15 protein-coding genes and 2 tRNA genes are annotated in these 17,009 nt (G+C 55.1%); 1 reads left to right on the top strand and 16 read right to left on the bottom strand.

The genetic code is table 11. The annotated features are described in order from the left end of the window. Positions 1-8: 8 nt before the first annotated feature. The 14 genes from rpsL to LEPIL_RS18830 form a co-directional block, all read right to left on the bottom strand. Positions 9-383, bottom strand: coding sequence for a 30S ribosomal protein S12 (gene rpsL, locus LEPIL_RS18895; protein WP_002775060.1), 375 nt, complete (start codon positions 381-383; stop codon positions 9-11). 217 nt (positions 384-600) lie between these two features. Next, complete coding sequence (gene rpoC, locus LEPIL_RS18890) at positions 601-4,800, bottom strand: DNA-directed RNA polymerase subunit beta' (protein ID WP_040920661.1); 4,200 nt, start codon at positions 4,798-4,800, stop codon at positions 601-603. A 21-nt stretch (positions 4,801-4,821) separates the two neighbouring features. After that, positions 4,822-8,496 (bottom strand): DNA-directed RNA polymerase subunit beta, encoded by a 3,675-nt coding sequence (rpoB, locus tag LEPIL_RS18885; RefSeq protein ID WP_002775055.1) that lies wholly within the window; start codon positions 8,494-8,496, stop codon positions 4,822-4,824. Positions 8,497-8,616: 120 nt separating this feature from the next. Continuing rightward, the gene (gene rplL, locus LEPIL_RS18880) at positions 8,617-8,994 is read right to left on the bottom strand and encodes a 50S ribosomal protein L7/L12 (RefSeq protein ID WP_002775053.1); all 378 of its coding nucleotides are present in this window, start codon (positions 8,992-8,994) and stop codon (positions 8,617-8,619) included. A 42-nt stretch (positions 8,995-9,036) separates the two neighbouring features. After that, positions 9,037-9,567, bottom strand: a complete 531-nt coding sequence (rplJ, locus tag LEPIL_RS18875) for a 50S ribosomal protein L10 (protein ID WP_002775051.1) — start codon at positions 9,565-9,567, stop codon at positions 9,037-9,039. An 8-nt stretch (positions 9,568-9,575) separates the two neighbouring features. Next, the gene (gene rplA / locus LEPIL_RS18870; RefSeq protein WP_002775049.1) at positions 9,576-10,259 is read right to left on the bottom strand and encodes a 50S ribosomal protein L1; all 684 of its coding nucleotides are present in this window, start codon (positions 10,257-10,259) and stop codon (positions 9,576-9,578) included. A 1-nt stretch (position 10,260) separates the two neighbouring features. After that, positions 10,261-10,689: a 50S ribosomal protein L11 gene (gene rplK / locus LEPIL_RS18865; RefSeq protein ID WP_002775047.1), complete on the bottom strand. Its 429-nt coding sequence runs from the start codon at positions 10,687-10,689 to the stop codon at positions 10,261-10,263. Between the two features lie 23 nt (positions 10,690-10,712). Then, positions 10,713-11,246 (bottom strand): transcription termination/antitermination protein NusG, encoded by a 534-nt coding sequence (gene nusG / locus LEPIL_RS18860; protein ID WP_002775046.1) that lies wholly within the window; start codon positions 11,244-11,246, stop codon positions 10,713-10,715. Positions 11,247-11,264: 18 nt separating this feature from the next. Further along, a complete protein-coding gene (secE, locus tag LEPIL_RS18855; protein ID WP_245826885.1) occupies positions 11,265-11,495 on the bottom strand; it encodes a preprotein translocase subunit SecE in 231 nt (76 codons plus the stop codon). Then, positions 11,466-11,540 (bottom strand) — tRNA-Trp (locus tag LEPIL_RS18850). The genes secE and LEPIL_RS18850 overlap by 30 nt, the downstream gene beginning before the upstream one ends. Positions 11,541-11,566: 26 nt before the next feature. Continuing rightward, positions 11,567-11,639 (bottom strand) — tRNA-Thr (locus LEPIL_RS18845). A gap of 100 nt (positions 11,640-11,739) precedes the next feature. Beyond that, positions 11,740-13,149 (bottom strand): hypothetical protein, encoded by a 1,410-nt coding sequence (locus LEPIL_RS18840; protein WP_002775045.1) that lies wholly within the window; start codon positions 13,147-13,149, stop codon positions 11,740-11,742. Positions 13,150-13,185: 36 nt separating this feature from the next. Continuing rightward, positions 13,186-13,515 (bottom strand): hypothetical protein, encoded by a 330-nt coding sequence (locus LEPIL_RS18835; protein WP_002775043.1) that lies wholly within the window; start codon positions 13,513-13,515, stop codon positions 13,186-13,188. Positions 13,516-13,565: 50 nt separating this feature from the next. Next, positions 13,566-14,243, bottom strand: coding sequence for a hypothetical protein (locus LEPIL_RS18830; RefSeq protein WP_002775041.1), 678 nt, complete (start codon positions 14,241-14,243; stop codon positions 13,566-13,568). 41 nt (positions 14,244-14,284) lie between these two features. On the opposite strand from LEPIL_RS18830, the gene LEPIL_RS18825 reads away from it, so the two are divergent. Further along, entirely contained in the window at positions 14,285-15,580 is a 1,296-nt protein-coding gene (locus LEPIL_RS18825; protein ID WP_002775039.1) for an MFS transporter, read from the top strand. A 152-nt stretch (positions 15,581-15,732) separates the two neighbouring features. Here the strand turns inward: LEPIL_RS18825 and LEPIL_RS18820 are convergent, their stop codons facing one another. Together LEPIL_RS18820 and LEPIL_RS18815 are read right to left on the bottom strand one after the other, a co-directional pair. Further along, the gene (locus LEPIL_RS18820; protein ID WP_002775037.1) at positions 15,733-16,425 is read right to left on the bottom strand and encodes a sulfite exporter TauE/SafE family protein; all 693 of its coding nucleotides are present in this window, start codon (positions 16,423-16,425) and stop codon (positions 15,733-15,735) included. 71 nt (positions 16,426-16,496) lie between these two features. Next, the gene (locus LEPIL_RS18815; RefSeq protein WP_002775035.1) at positions 16,497-16,925 is read right to left on the bottom strand and encodes a hypothetical protein; all 429 of its coding nucleotides are present in this window, start codon (positions 16,923-16,925) and stop codon (positions 16,497-16,499) included. Positions 16,926-17,009: the final 84 nt, after the last annotated feature.

Genomic DNA, 17,009 nt, shown 5'->3' with positions numbered 1-17,009 from the left:
AAACTCCCTTATGCCTTCGGCCGCTTCGCACCATATTTGGAACGACCCTGACGGCGCTTTTCCACACCCAGCGAGTCGAGCGTACCACGGATGATGTGATAACGAACACCCGGAAGGTCCTTCACCCTGCCGCCACGAACGAGTACAACGTTGTGTTCCTGCAGGTTATGTCCTTCGCCCGGAATATAGGCCGTTACTTCAATACCCGTAGTCAGACGAACCCTTGCCACCTTACGAAGGGCAGAGTTCGGTTTTTTCGGAGTAAAGGTCATCACACGAGTGCAGACGCCCCGACGCTGGGGGCAGGCCTTCAGTGCAGGCGATTTCGTCTTACGCTTCTGCTTTTTACGACCTTTACGAATCAACTGGTTAATGGTAGGCATACCTCAAATCCAACCTGTTCCTTTAAGTTCTATTAACCGACCTCAGATCGAGGGCGGGATCAAAACAAATGATACCACCCCGAGCATTTCAGCCCGGAAGGAGTACCACGAAATGCAGAGCCCCTGCCGGAGCAACCGTTTTTCAGAAGAGAGCAAGCGGCCTGCCTGTTCGGAGGCCGCCCGGTCAGACCGACATGAAAAGAGGTCTGACACGATCTTATTCTCTCTCTGACTCAAGAGCGATCTGACGACGCTCTTCGTCTTTGCGTTCCCGATACAGGGTCTGAATATCTCCATATTCCTTGTAGAAGATCTCGATATTCTTGTAAGACTTCAGTCCCGATCCGGCCGGGATCAGATGACCGATAATCACGTTCTCTTTCAGGCCGAGCAGACTATCCTGCTTGCCTTTGATCGCCGCATCGGTAAGAACACGCGTCGTCTCCTGAAAGGATGCGGCCGAGATGAACGAATCCGTGTTCAGCGAGGCCTTCGTGATACCGAGCAGGATCTGACGTCCCGTCGCCTGCACACCACCCTCGGCCACAACACGCTCGTTCTCGTCGCGGAAGGCATACTGGTCGACCTGCTGACGCATGACAAAGCCCGTATCGCCCGGATCAGAGATCTCCATCTTGCGCAGCATCTGCCGCACGATGATCTCGATGTGCTTATCGTTGATAAATACGCCCTGAAGACGGTAGACCTCCTGCACTTCCTGGATCAGGAACTGGTGCAGTGCCTCAACGCCGAGAATGCGCAGAATGTCGTGCGGATCAAGCGTACCTTCGTCGATCTGGTCGCCGGCTCGCACGTAGTCGCCGTTACGCACGAGGATGCGCTTGCCTGTCGGGATGGTGATCTTCACCTTCTCGCGCTCTTCGCTTTCCGGTACGATGTAGAGCACACGCTTGTCCTTTACGACCTCGTTGCGATCTTCGATCATACCGTCGATCTCTGCGAGCGTGGAGGCATCTCGCGGACGACGTGCTTCGAAAAGCTCTTCTACTCGCGGAAGACCGCCGGTAATATCCCGTGTTTTCTCGGCCGCAGCAACCAGCTTGAAGAGAATGTCACCCGCCGTGACCTCCTGCCCTTCTTTCACGGAAAGAATGGCGTTGAGCGGCACGGTATACTCCGAGGAGCCGATGCGCATGCGCGGGTTCAGCTTCTCACGTCGGTATTCATAAATACGGAAGTTGCCTTCGTCGTCTTTCTTGAGGTTCTTATCTTTCTCAATATCTTCGAATACGATCTTGCCCGTTGAATCGGTAAGAACGACGTCGTTGTAAGGATCAAAGGTTCCGATTACGGTTCCAGCCTTAACAAATTCCCCGGTCGTTACGGTAATCGCCGTTCCGATCTTCACAGGAATGTTCTGTGTTTCACCTTTGAGATAGAACTGCCCGTCAACCAGTGCGACCACGCCCTGGGCTTCGGCAACGAGGTTGTTCGTCTCCTGGCCCTGAGAGTTCACGAAGGAGTTCGCAAGGATCTCGCCCGGAGTCACGGATTGGCCGTTCTCGACGCGAAGGCCTTTCAGATCGGTTTCCTTCATCATCTGGTAGACGCGCTGGAATTCGACGTTACCACGAGTAACAAACACACGGTCGCCGTTCTCACGCTGCACGATGCCGCCAGAAACGGCTGTCACGAAAGCATCGGCCGGAATCTTGATGGTATTGTCTTTAACCTGAAGGTTGGTCGCCACGCCGCCGACGTGGAACGTACGCATCGTCAGCTGAGTACCGGGCTCACCGATGGACTGAGCGGCAATGATACCGACCGCCTCGCCCTGCTCCACCGTTTTCAGGCGGGCAAGGTCCATGCCGTAGCATGTTCCGCAAAGACCGTAGCGCGTTTCGCAGGTCAGAGCGGACCGAATGAATACTTTTTCAATGCCGAGACTATCGATCTTCTTCGAAGCCTCTTTGTTTATCATCGTGTTGGCCGGGAATACGACCTCGCCTGAAACCGGGTCCACCAGGTCGGCGGCAAGAACGCGACCGAAGCAGCGATCGCCAAGTGTGACGACGGTTTTCTCGCCTTCACGCACCGCCTTCATCCAGACGCCGCCCGTCGTGCCGCAATCGTGCTCGGTGATGATCACATCCTGAGAGATGTCGACAAGACGACGGGTCAGATAGCCGGCATCGGCCGTTTTCAGAGCCGTATCGGCCAGACCCTTCCGCGCTCCCGATGTAGAGATGAAGAATTCAAGAACACCGAGGCCCTCACGGAAGTTCGAGCGGATGGCCAGCTCGATAATCTCGCCCGAGGGGCGGGCCATCAGGCCGCGCATACCGGCCAGCTGACGGATCTGCGCCCGCGAACCGCGAGCTCCGGATGCCGCCATGGCATATACGGGGTTGAATCCGCGCTGGTCTTTTTCGAGCTCGGCGAACATCGACTCCGTTACGAGGTCGTTGGTTCGCGTCCAGATCTCGATGACCTTTTTATAGCGTTCTTCGTTCGTGATCACGCCGTTTTTATGAGCGCGGGTCACCTCTTCGACCTCTCCGTTCGCCTTCGCGATCAGTTCCTTCTTCTTCGAAGAGGTCTTGATGTCAGAGAGGGCGATCGACGGAGCAAACATCGTCGAATAACGGAATCCGAGCTCCTTGAAACGGTCGAGCATCTCAGCCGTAGCCGGAGCGCCGAATTTATCATAGGCCTCGGCAATGATACGTGTCGCCTCTTTATCAGAGACGGCACGGTTTACAAAGGTATAGCCTTTCGGAAGAATGGAGTTGAAGATGATACGCCCCGGAGTCGTCTGAAGCAGACGGCCCTCATAGAGCACGGAGATCTTCGCACGCAGACCAACGGCCTTTGCATCGACGGCATAGCGGATCTCATCCAGACCGGCGAAGGTCTTTCCTTCACCGATATCGCCGTCCAGCTGCGAGGTGAGCAGATAAAGCCCGAGCACCATATCCTGCGTCGGCGATACGATCGGGTTACCGTTCGCGGGGTTCAGCAAGTTGTGCGGAGAGAGCATCAGCATCCAAGCTTCGATCTGCGCCTTCGGCGAGAGCGGAACGTGGATGGCCATCTGGTCACCGTCGAAGTCGGCGTTAAACGCACGACAGACAAGCGGATGCAGCTTAATCGCTTTTCCTTCAACCAGGGTCGGCAGGAAGGCCTGGATACCGAGACGGTGCAGCGTGGGCGCACGGTTCAGCATCACCGGATGTTCTTTGATTACTTCGTCAAGGGCCTCGAAAACCTCTTTCTCTTCGGCCTCAATGCGTTTCTTCGCCGTCTTGATGTTCGGAGCAAGGTCAAGATCGACAAGGCGCTTCATGATGAACGGCTTGAAAAGCTCAAGCGCCATCTTCTTCGGAAGGCCCATCTGATGGATCTTCAGTTCCGGCCCGATGACGATGACCGAACGGCCCGAATAGTCGACGCGCTTGCCGAGAAGGTTCTGACGGAAACGTCCCGTTTTTCCTTTCAGCATGTCAGAGAGCGACTTCAGAGGTCGGTTGCCCTTTCCTTTAACGGACTTGGCACGGCGGCTGTTATCAAACAGCGCATCAACGGCCTCCTGCAACATGCGCTTTTCGTTACGCACGATGATATCGGGCGCACGCAGCTGCTGCAGACGCCGCAGACGGTTATTGCGGTTAATGACACGACGATAGAGGTCGTTCAGGTCAGACGTGGCGAAGCGACCACCGTCAAGCTGCACCATAGGACGCAGCTCGGGCGGAATGACAGGCACGACATCAAGCATCATCCACTCGGGACGGTTGCCCGACTCACGCAGGGCTTCGAGGATCTCGAGGCGCTTCAGGATGCGCTTGTCAGATGCCTTGATACCGTCGGCGATTTTGTCGCGGATGGCATGGATCTCGGCGTCCATATCGATGCGACTGAGCATCTCTTTGATAGCCTCGCCGCCCATCATGGCTACGAACTTGTTGCCATAGAGGTCGAGGTATTCGAAGTACTCGTCGTCGTCGATGAGCTCGCCGATCTCGCGGTTGGAATCGGCCGGATCGATAATGACGTATTTCTCGTAATAGAGGATGCTCTTCAGCTCGTTAACGGTCATGTTCAAAAGCAGACCGATACGACTGGGCACCGAACGATAATACCAGATGTGGGCGACGGGCGTGGCCAGTTCCACGTGTCCCATACGCTCGCGACGCACTTTTGAGTGGGTCACTTCAACGCCGCAACGGTCGCAGATCACGCCTTTGTAGCGGATGGACTTGAACTTACCGCAGTAGCATTCCCAGTCCTTCATCGTACCGAAGATCTTTTCGCAGAAAAGGCCTTCGCGTTCCGGACGCAGGGTTCGGTAGTTGATCGTTTCGGGCTTCTTTACTTCGCCGAATGACCACTCCCGGATGCGCTCCGGGCTGGCCAGCATGATCTTGATCGAATCAAAATCGGTGGGTCGATTCATACTCATGAAATATTACCTGCCTTACATGCGCTCAATGGATTCGATTCGAATGCGTGACTTCCGCTCCTGGCGATCGTCACTTTCGAGGTCGCTGAGATCGATGCGTTCGCCGGACGGATCCAGCAGGGCGACATCGAGGGCCAGGCCGCGAAGCTCTTGCAGAAGAACGTTGAACGATTCCGGCACGCCCGGCTTAATCGTATGTATGCCCTTCACGATCGCTTCGTAGATGCGAGCCCGTCCGATCATATCGTCGGATTTTACGGTCAGAAGCTCTTGCAGAGTATGCGAGGCGCCATAGGCTTCAAGAGCCCAGACCTCCATCTCTCCGAGGCGCTGACCGCCGAACTGAGCCTTACCGCCAAGCGGCTGCTGTGTAACGAGCGAATAGGGTCCTGTCGAACGTGCGTGGATCTTGTCGTCCACAAGGTGCGCCAGCTTCAGGATGTAGATGTATCCGCAGAATACCTTATTCTCAAATTTGTCGCCCGAACGACCGTCATACAGGTCGAACTTGCAGTTATCGGGCAATCCGGCCTGATTCAGGAAACGCTCGATGTCGCCTTCTTTCGCTCCGTCAAAAACGGGGCTTTCAAACATCGTATCGAGCTTTTTGCCGGCAAAACCAAGCATCGTCTCGAGAATCTGCCCGATGTTCATTCGAGAAGGTACGCCGAGCGGATTCAAGACGATGTCGATGGGAGTTCCATCTTCCATGTAAGGCATGTCTTCTTCGGCCATGATGCGAGCGACGACGCCTTTGTTTCCGTGACGGCCGGCCATCTTATCGCCGACCTGAAGCTTGCGCTTCGTCGCCACGTAAACCTTCACCATCGCCTCAACACCGGCAGGAAGCTCATCGCCGTTTTCACGCGTATAATGCTTCACATCAATGACGATACCTTCCGTTCCGTTCGGCATGCGCAGCGACGTATCTCGCACCTCGCGGGCCTTCTCGCCGAAGATCGAATGCAGAAGCTTGTATTCCGGAGTGAGATCGCTCTCTCCCTTCGGAGTGACCATACCGACCAGGATATCGCCCGAACGGACCTCGGCGCCGATACGTACGATCCCGCGATCATCAAGATCACGGAACGCCTTGTCGCTCAGGTTCGGAATATCACGGGTGATCTGTTCCTGGCCGAGCTTCGTTTCACGGGCCTGAATCTCGTATTCTTCAATATGAATAGAAGTAAAAACGTCTTCTTTGACGATACGCTCGCTCAGGAGAATCGCATCTTCGAAGTTATAGCCTTCCCACGGCATGAATGCCACAAGAACGTTCCGGCCAAGGGCCAGGCGTCCCTGATCGACAGATGGGCCTTCGGCGAGCATAGTCGCCTTGCGCACAAGTCGTCCGGTATCTTCTCGCTTCTCAGAGAAAACCTTCTGACCGCCGATGATCTCGCCTTCTGCGACCTTATCGCCCTTCTTTACAAAGAGCTCGTACTCACGATGAGCGTCCTTCAGGGCGACCGATACGGCACCCGTATCGCCTTCGATCTCACATGCATCGCCTGAAACGGATTTGATCGTGCCCGACACCGGCGCATGCAGCATACGCACGACGGGGCGCTGGTTGAAAATCGTGCTCTGGTTCGTTCTCAAGAACTTTCGTAGGTCGTACACGCGATTCTCTTTATTCGAGATCTTTACGACGATCTGTTTCGCGTCGACCTTTACGACGACACCGTCTTCCTTCGCAGTGACGCAGGTCCGCGAATCGTAAGCGGCCCGAGCCTCCATGCCCGTTCCCACAAGCGGAGCCTCATCTGCCAGCAGCGGAACGGCCTGACGCTGCATGTTCGAACCCATCAGGGCCCGGTTCGCGTCATCATGTTCGAGGAAGGGAATCAGAGCGGTGGACACAGATACAACCTGCAAAGGCGCGATATCCATGTAGTTGATCTCTTCGGGAGCGGCGATGGGGAAGTCGTCCATACGGCGACAGGATACCATCTTGTTTGCAAACGTGCTATCCTCGGCCAGAGGAGCATTCGCCTGAGCGATCGTATAGTGCTCTTCGATATCGGCCGTCAGATACTCGACGTTGGCCGATACCTTGCCCTTCGCCACCTTGCGGTAGGGGGTTTCAAGGAAGCCGTATGGGTTTACGCGAGTCAACGTCGACATCGACACGATAAGTCCGATGTTCGGTCCTTCGGGCGTTTCAATCGGACACATGCGGCCGTAGTGCGAATAGTGGATGTCACGCACCTCGAAGCCGGCACGTTCTCTCGTCAGACCACCGGGGCCAAGAGCGTTCAGGCGACGCTTGTGCGTCAGCTCTGCCAGCGGATTCGTCTGGTCCATAAACTGAGACAGCTGGCTCGATCCAAAGAATTCGTTGATCACGGCCATGATGGGCTTGATCGAGATAAGCGCCTGCGGAGTGACCGAGGCCAGATCCTGAATGCTCATACGTTCTTTAACGACGCGCTCCATACGGGCAAAGCCGGTTTTCAGCTGATTCTGAAGAAGCTCACCGACAGAACGAATGCGGCGGTTGCCCAGGTGATCGATATCGTCGTAGTGATAGCCCGGAACCTCATTTACGAGATTCACAAAATAGCGGAAGGTCTCGATCAGGTCGATCGGACGGAGACAACGATCCTTCACGTCGGTGAAGTCTTTCTCGTTAATGAAACGGAACTTGTTGTTCACCTTGTAACGACCGACTTCACCGAGATCGTAGGATCGATCGCTGAAGAACAGTCGATCGAGTTCCGAACGAGCGGCGTCGGCGTCGAAAGGTTCACCGGCACGCATGATGTGGTAAAATTTTTGCAGAGCTTCCTGCTCTGTGTGCGTTCCGTCTTTTTCAAGACAGTTAATAAGGAAGGTATCGTCCCTTCCGGTGGGGAAGATCAGAAGCTCGACGCCCTTCACTTTCAGTTCTTTGAGAATACCGATATTGTCTTCGTTGATCGCCTCGCCCGGGAACATCAGCGTTTCACCGGTTTCGGGGTTTTTCACAGCGGAGGCAAGGCGACGACCGATAATGCGACCGAGATCCTTTTTCTGAGCGCCGGCAAGTTTAATCTCTTCGGTCTTATAGAAAAGGCGCAGCACGTCTTCGTTGCTACCTGCTCCAAGCGACTTCAGAAGAAGCGTGGCCGGGAATTTCTTCTTGCGGTCGATACGGGCCATGATAATGCCCTTGTTGTCCAGCTCGACCTCAAGCCAGGAGCCGCGATACGGAATCACGCGGGCCGAGTGAACCATCTTCTCCTGATCATAAAAGAAGAAGATGCCAGGGGAACGGTGCAGCTGCGATACGACGATGCGCTCCGCTCCGTTAATGATAAACGTACCCTGGTCGGTCATGAGCGGGATGTCGCCCATGTAGACGGAATGCTCTCGCACTTCGAAAGTTTGCTTATTAATAAGACGAATCGTGGCCTTCAGTGGGGCCTGATATGTCAGTCCGCGACTCTTGCACTCTTCGGGAGGCCATTTTACCTCGCCAAAGGCATAGGAATCGTATTCCAGGACCATGTCGTCGTTGGAGCTTTCAATAGGAAAGGTCTCCTGAAAGACGGCCTCCAGTCCTCGCGGCTGCCGCTTCGGCGCCGGAACATCATATTGGAGAAAATCCTCATAGGATTTGATTTGAATCTCGATGAGATCGGGAAGATAGGAGTAATCCGTGATCTTACCCAGATTTTCAACATTCAACTGCTTCTGTTCCATCATAGGAGGTGCCGAACCGGTTCGATGAGTGTATGCGCGCGAGCGCAGCCTGTTTTGCAGGCTAAGAAAAAAGAAAAGGAAAGCCCGGACCTGTTAAGCCGGGCATTCCTATCGCTGAAAATCTCAGACCTTGACAAGCTCGACTTGAGCTCCAACGTCTTCCAGCTTTTTCTTGAGAGTGTCGGAATCAGCCTTAGAAAGACCTTCTTTCACAGTCTGACCGCCCTTCTCAACAAGATCCTTCGCTTCTTTGAGGCCCAGACCGGTTTCTTCACGAACGACTTTGATTACGTCGATCTTTTTGTCACCGAAGCCCTTCAGAACTACGTTGAAGCTTGCGTCTTCATCGGAAGCAGCGCCAGCACCAGGTGCAGCAACTGCAGCCATAGCCACCGGAGCGGCTGTGGAGATGCCGAATTTGTCTTCCATCTTTTTTACGAGTTCAGCTGCCTCAACGAGAGTGAGCGAACCAATCTGCTCAAGCAATGCATCTACTGACATTGTTTTCTCCTTATCCCTAATTGTATTCCTTGTTGTGCTCGATTAACTATTTTTTTCCGCAACGGCCTTGATACCCCGAGCGAGTGCGGCCATAATCTGATTGATGCCGGTTGCGATTTTCGTAGCCGGCGTATTCAGGCCGCGACCGATGATGGCAAGCAGCTCGCCTCTCGAAGGCAGATCGGCAATGGCCTGAACCTCGCTCTTCGGAAGAAAGCGCCCCTCAAAGTAGCCGCCTTTCAGGGCGAGCTTATCCTCGGTCTTCCCCTCGTTCACCACGATCTTCGCAACAGTCGGAACGTCGTCTGTTACGAAGATTACGGCACAGGGTCCTTTCAGAACGTCTTTCAGTCCGTCGGCCGCCTCTTTATGGGCTTCGGACTGAGACAGGGCAAGGTGGAAGAGAGTGTTCTTAAGAACCTTCATCGTCCCGTTGGCCTGACGGATCTGTCCGCGCAGCTTTGTAAGCTTCTCCACATCGAGGCCCGAGTACGTCGTGACGACGAAATTCGGCTTCTCTTTCAGTATGGCAGAAATGGTTTCGATTTTATCTTTGTTTTCTACGGAGGGCATGGTTCACCTCAGATAAGATTTCGGGCATTGATCTTAAGAGCAGGGCCCATGGTCGGAGAGATATGAAGGGTTTTCACATACTCGCCCTTCGCATCAGAGGGCTTATCTCTGATGATCGATTGATAAAGATGACGGATGTTCTCTGCCAGCTTCTCCTGGCCAAACGAGACACGCCCGACGGGGACGGCTACAACGCCGGTTTTATCGGCCTTGTACTCAACCTGACCGGCCTTCACGTTCTTGATCGCCGTAGCGACATCATCGGTGACCGTTCCGGCCTTCGGCTTGGGCATGAGGCCCTTACGACCGAGGATCTGACCGAGTTTACCGATTTTCGGCATCATGTCAGGAGTAGCGATGCAAGCATCGAAATCCGTCCACTTTTCAGTCTGAATCTTTTCAATGATGTCTTCTGCGCCGACAAACTCAGCGCCGGCTTCTTTCGCCGCAGCATGCTTGTCGGCCTTGGCGATGACGCATACACGGATGTTTTTACCCGTGCCATGCGGCAGGCGCACGATACCGCGCACATTCTGTAGCGATTTGTAGCCGATTTTGAGGGAGGCATCTACCGACCCGTCAAATTTCGTCGTCGACAGCTCGCCGATTTTCGAGGCAGCTTCTTCTACCGAGAGCAGCTCGCCCGGATTAATTTTTTCGTAGGCCGCTTTCCATTTCTTACCGCGATTCATCTCAGTCCTCCACCTCAATACCCATCGAACGGCAGGATCCGGCAAGGATGCGGACGGCTGCTGCCGTATCATAACAGTTCAGGTCTTCTTTCTTGATCTCAGCGATTTTCTCAAGCTGTGATCTTTTGATCTTTCCTACGATCGTCTTGCCGGGAGTGGCAGCCGCCGCCTCAAGCCCGAGCTCTTTCTTAATAAGAAGAGGAGCCGGCGGTGACTTCGTAATAAATGTAAAACTACGATCAGAGTATGCCGTGATCACAACGGGGATTTTGATGCCCACGTCGTTCTTTGTGCGTTCATTAAACTGCTTGCAGAACTCCATAATGTTCAGGCCGTGCTGACCGAGAGCCGGACCTACCGGAGGAGCGGGTGTCGCCTTACCGGCTTGCACCTGGAGTTTGATCTGAGTGACGATTTTCTTCTGTGCCATTTCCTATGACCTGTACTGAATTCTCATCCGACGTTCGAGGCGACCTGCAGGTAATCCAACTCCACCGGAGTGGCCTGCCCGAAGATCTCCACACGAACTCGCAATCGCCCTTTTTCGGGCATAATTTCATCTACGACGCCTGCAAAGTTGGCAAACGGTCCATCAATGATTTTGACCGTCTCACCAACACGAAAGAGCATGCTCGTTACATTCGCCTCTTCTTCTTCCTGACTCTGTACGTTCAGAAGATTCTTCACCTCGTCCGCCGTAAGCGGCTGAGGGTCAGGATTCCCGACAAAGCCCGAAATAGAAGGAAGCCTGCGGATCAGCGCCTGAAGGTTATCATCAAGATCCAGCTCGGCGATAACATAGCCGGGCATAAACTTCTTCTCGACGATGCGCTTCTTCCCGCCTTTCATCTCAGCCATCTTAATAGTAGGAACACTGATCTGCCCTACTCGCGCAAGAAGGCCGCGGCTTTCCACCATCTTCTCGATGTTCGTCTTGGCCTTCTTCTCATGGCCGGCATACGTCTTAATTACATACCACTGCTTCATAAAATGAGCACCGCGGACTCAACCCGAGCCCAGGCCGACGAAGAATTCGAAAATCTTTTCGAATACGAAGTCGGTGGAGTACAGGAAAAGAGAGATCACGACGACCGACACCATAACGACGATGGTCGAGTTCACGACTTCTTCTCTTGCCGGCCACACAACGTGCCGCATTTCTTCTCTGGTCTCTTTTAAAAACTTCCACATATAATAGACCACCGCTGGCAGGTCGGGGGAGGATCGAACTCCCATCAGAGGTTTTGGAGACCCCTATTCTGACCATTGAACTACCGACCTAAATCAAGGGCCACGCCCCGCAGCCGAGCCCTCTACCAGGCTTGAACTGGTGACCTCATCCTTACCATGGATGCGCTCTACCAACTGAGCTAAGAGGGCGTTTTCCTGCTAAAAGGACAGGAAAGACCTATATTTTGAACAAAGGGGGATCGTCAATCAAAAACGGCCGGAATGACCCATCCATGCCATGTCTTTTTGTTTACAGAGAATAGATCTTGCTGATAAGCGACATAATTCCGGATTCGATGGTCGGTTTCACCGCCGGGTTAACGGCCAGAAGCAATATCTTCGTTCGCTGCTTCACAACGGCCTCGCCAGGGTCTTCATCCAGAAGATCAAGGATCTGTTTCCAGACCTTACGCATCTCCATCTGCACCGGAGCACTGGCCTGTTTCACCTTCGCCATGAACTCATTCACAAGAGCCGTCGCCTTCGCGTATCGATCCATGCGACCGAAAAGCTCTTCAAGCTGCTCCTGAGAGTAAGGCAGGCTCATACTGAGCCGGTACAGCTCGTCGCTCATATCGACAGCCTGTCGCTTCGCCTTCGCCGAAAGATTGAGCAGAGCGACTACAGCCTTGATATCGTCTGATGCCGTGCTCAGGTAGTCCTGGTAGCCCACTCGATCCTGATTCTTCTGGAACTCTGCGATACGCGAGCGTATGCCCGCAAAGGCCGTCAGAGCGACCGCAATCGGTTCAAAGCTCGAATATGATTCTTCTTCGGAATCGGTCGCCTCAGATTGTGTTGCATCGAAAAAGCCGTCATCGTCGCCCGAGTATTCCTTCGGCTCCAGCTTCTCGTGCACTGCCAGATCATTACCGAAGCGCTGCACGATCTCTTCGATAATCGAAAGCTCCGCATGGGCCACAGGCTCATCGGACGACACCGCCTCTTCAACAACGAAGGCCTCTTCATCTCCTGAGAAGTCTTTCGGCGTCAGAACGCCCTGGATATCGAGGATGTTCCCAAATCGTTCGAGAATTTCTGCAATGACCGATTTCTCTTCACGCAGCTTCAACGCTGCTGCCGGATCAGACGCTGTGGACGTCGGCTCTTCGGCTTGATTCGCACCCGAAGCCGGCGCATCTACAGGCGAGCCGACGGCGGCAAAATCAGCGGCATCGCCTGCCGAACCAAGGGCACTTTTCGGTAGAATTTCTCGCCCACCACGGATCAGCTTCACGGCTCCCGTATCGATCATCTCGAAACGGTCGGGCGCTGTAACCATCGGTCCGAATGTGGAAAGCAAGGCCTCAATCAGCGGCCCATCCTGAGCGAAGGCGTCAGACGATATATTCTTGCGAGGAGCCTGCTTCTGCCGCTCCTGAACGACGGAAAGCGCTTTTAAGAAGTTCTGCCCGATATACCCACCGAGCTGATCTTCGCGCAGCTGTAGGATACGACCGAAGTCACCGAGACGGTCAATAAAGCCGTCCGTATCCTGAATGCCATCGATGATCTTTCTTAGCTCGGCCTGCCGTGCCTGCATCTGCCCGGTATCGGCGATGCGGTTCTTTAAGAGCGACTCAAATAACAGAACGTAGGCCTCGCGATGCCTTTCGAGCTCTTCGGCCTGTTTGTTATCGGTCGCCACCATTGTGTTCATGCATGCAGAGAGAAGCGATCGGTCAACTGCGATACGTCAGCCTGCCTGTAAGATATCGCCCTCTTCTTCAACGATGCGGTATCGAATATAGGTATTGCATGTCGCCTCGTTCGTATAGCGCACGAGGTCATAATCGACGCGCGGCGACAGAAAGAAGTCGGACTCTTTCAAACGCTTCTGTATCTCTTTCTTTATATGGGCCCGGACCTCTGACCGCCGCGTATACCAGGTCGGCACGACCATCTCGTTTCGATAGGCGAGTTTCTTCTCGCGGTAGACGGCCACCGTCAACTGGATGCGGAAATAGACCTCCCGTCCTGTCTGCGTCGACAGTACGGCCTGTTCCTGTGTTTCTTCGGGTTTCATGGTCCAGAAGTACTATCGACTTCGCGCGAAGACGTACTGAAAGGGGCCGATCACTTTTTCGGGAAAAGAATACCGTGCACAAGATCGGCCAGCATACGAGCGGCGGCCCCGTAGTTCCTCTGCCAGGCCGCCGATCCGTTTGCATCGACGACGTTTGTAACGCCCAGAAGGGCCGAAAAATTCAGACCGCACTCAAGGGCGGCCCTGGCCATTCCGAACAACTCAAGGTTCTCGGCAAAGGGCAGGCTTGATCCGGTGCGATGCTGCAACGCGGCAGATCCTATTTCTACGAGAGAAAGGGCATCGGGGGCGTTGACGGCAAACTCGGGCGCATGCTGTGAAAGAAGCTGTCCGGCCCATCCGCATTGTGTCGTCACCGGGCCGCTCACGGCGGGCAACGCTTTTGCACGAGGCGGATCACTGAGCGTTGAGAGCTCGTAGGCGCAGAACGTTCGGGCAAAGACGGCGCCCGGAACAGAGACGGCGTCGGCGTCGTAGATTCCACAGGAACCGAGAAAGAGGATTTCCTCGATCCTGCTGCCAGATGCGCTGGCCTCGTTCTGCCAGCGCATCACCGAGATGGCCGCTGCTACATTGCCGATGCCCGATTCACGAAGGCAGATTCTGGTCGGAACTCCGACGGTGTCTACAGTCGCCCCTTCAAGCGCCCGGAACGGCTCCAGCTCGCCCGAAAAGGCCCCGCAGAGAATCAGTGTGCGACTTGACATGCTCTTCCGTCCCTCGTACCGTCCAGGTTCAGGAGCAACCCGTGACTCACAAGCAAACATCGGATCGCCTGCGCCGCAGTATCATCGTTCTTTCGGCAGTCATCCTTCCTTATATTCTCGTCTACTTTCATCGCGTTGCGCCGGCCGTCGTCGTCGATCCGATCATGAAGGACTTCGCCATCGACGCCTCCACCGTCGGATTGCTTGCCTCACTCTATTTTCTTGTGTATACATTCTTGCAGGTTCCGGCCGGCATCCTGTCGGACTGGCTGGGGCCCCGCATGACGATCAGCGCGGGCACGGCCTTTGCCGCCCTCGGCTCGTTACTCTTCGGATTTGCTCCGACCATCGAGTGGGCGTTCGTCGGACGTTTTGCCGTCGGCGTCGGTGTATCGTTTATCTTCGTTCCCATCCTGCGTCTGCATACGACGTGGTTTGAGCCCCGGCACTTTGCCACGCTGTCGGGGCTAACGCTCCTGGTCGGTAACACGGGCGCCCTGCTTGCCTCGTATCCTCTGGCCACGCTCAGCGCATTCGCCGGATGGCGATCCGCTTTCTTTATTACCGGCGCCGTCGGATTGCTGGCCGCTCTCATTGCCGCCCTGCTGATCAAAGACTCGCCAACCGCTGCCGGTCTGGAAACACCTGCCGGAGCGCCGACAGTGCAGAAGGCGACCTTTCGTTCCGCCACGCTTGGCATGCTGGGCGTGATGCGCCGTCCGGTGAACTGGGTTCCGTTTTTGATCTTCGCCGGGCTATATGGCACGATCATGGGCTTTCAGGGCGCCTGGGGCTCGGCCTTTTTACAGGATGTGTACGGTCTGCCGCCCGTCGACGCTTCGACTCTGCTCTTTGCGATGGGCCTCGGTATGCTCATCGGCTGTCCGGCCGTAGGCTGGCTTACCGATCGCACGGGGCGGTTAACGATCGTCTTCACCGTCGGAGTGGCCCTATTCCTGACCCTGCTTGTTCTGCTTGAATGGCTTCCGGGCAGTACAGTGCCTGTTTCACGGCCTGCCCTGTGGCTGCTTCTTTTCTCACTCGGACTCTCCGCCTCTGTGTTTATACTCACGTGGCCGATGGCCCGCGCGCAGAACGATCCTCAAGCGGCAGGCAGCGCCACCGGTTTCTCGAACATGGGCGGATTCCTTGGTGGCGCCATCGTGCCGGCACTGTTTGGGAAACTCCTGGAGAGCCATAAAACGGGCGCACTCACGACACAGGGCCGTCCTGTATTTGAGGCATCCGGTTACGAATACGGGTTTCTTATCTTCTTCGCAGCGACGGCCATGAGCCTGTTACTGCTGCTTTTCTCGATCCTGCGAGAAAGGCGGTAATCAGACCTTTTTTTGTTTGACAGAGTTGCGGCGATGACGTATTGATACTGAGTCTCAATTTCATAATAATAATGGGAGCATCCATGAGCGCCGACCGACTCTGCATGATATTTGCACAAAAGGGAGCCCTGCTCTACTTCGAAGACGGAAGATTAGAGAGAGATCATACCCGACAGAGCTCTGTACAGGAAAAGCAGCCCGAGCAGAAAGAGCGACAGCCCGCCGGCTCGATAAAGCCATCCGCGCAGCTTCACGGATAAGGCGCTAACCATCGACCCGAGCAGGAAAAGCGCGGGGATCGTTCCCAGCCCGAAGGCGAAGGTAAAGAGAAAGCCCCAGCCTGCACCGCCCGTGCCCGCTGCTCCAAGAAAGGCGGAGTATGACAGGCCGCACGGCAGCAGGCCGAGAAAGAGGCCGAGCAGATAATAACGCCAGACAGAATCGACCGTCTGCAGCGGACGCACCCCTTTCAAGAGAAAGCCGATGCGACTTTCTATGCGCTCGATCAGCTTCCAGCGCAGAAGCCCGAGAACCTCCAGGCCGCGCACGGCCATAAAGACGCCGGCAAAAAGGGCGACGGCGTTTTGCATGCCGACCATGTTCCCGGCGACATTTACAAAGGAGCCCGTCCATCCCATCAGGGCGCCGACCCATCCGTAGGTCGTTATACGCCCCGTATGATAGAGAAGCTGTGCCAGCGTTTTCTGCCAGAACGTGCGGCGGCTTGCATCAAGCACGGTCGTGCTGACAAGCGGTCCGCACATGCCGATGCAGTGACCGAAGCCGGCAAGCAGCCCTGCCGTCAGGGCGCCCAGGATAACCGTAAGCTGACTCTGTAGATCCATGTAAACTCAGGTATAGCGAAGGCAATTCCAGCGTGTCGCATGCTCTCTCGACGCTTTGATCAGGCAGCCGGTCAGGGCGCCGTTTCGAAGCGAAAGTGAATCGTCGAGGGCTTCCCCGCTCGCTCAATCGTTACGGCAGCATCCCATAATCGGTCGCCGCTTGTGCATTTCACGACGCTTCCTTTACCGCTGTAGTTCCCATCGCCGGTCGGAACAAGCGCCACCTTATTCTCGCCCATATACATGGCCGGCATGGCAAGATCAACGCTTACCTTTGCATCACTGACGCCGTCCACATAGACAGAGAACTGCAGGGCTTCGAGTGCCTTTACAGGTTTAGGCGTGATATCAAAACGCACGACCGTCCCGTCGTCAAGGCGCCCCTCACAGAGGCCGCTATGAATATCGCAGAGCGGGATCTGTGGAGCTTCCTGCTCGGCTGTCTTTTCGCAGGCGACGAGCGTCGCTATGAGTATGAAGAGTAAAGGGATTCGCTGCATGACCTCACCTTTTGAGCGGCCTCTATGCCGTCATCCGAAAAGCAGAGCAGATTCGCGCTGGAACGGTCTCTCGTTAAAAACGAG

Origin of the sequence: Leptonema illini DSM 21528, from assembly GCF_000243335.1 — a bacterium.
Lineage (GTDB): Bacteria > Spirochaetota > Leptospiria > Leptospirales > Leptonemataceae > Leptonema > Leptonema illini.
Note: the sequence above shows the minus strand (reverse complement) of the source record. Positions and strands in the feature narration are given on the sequence as shown.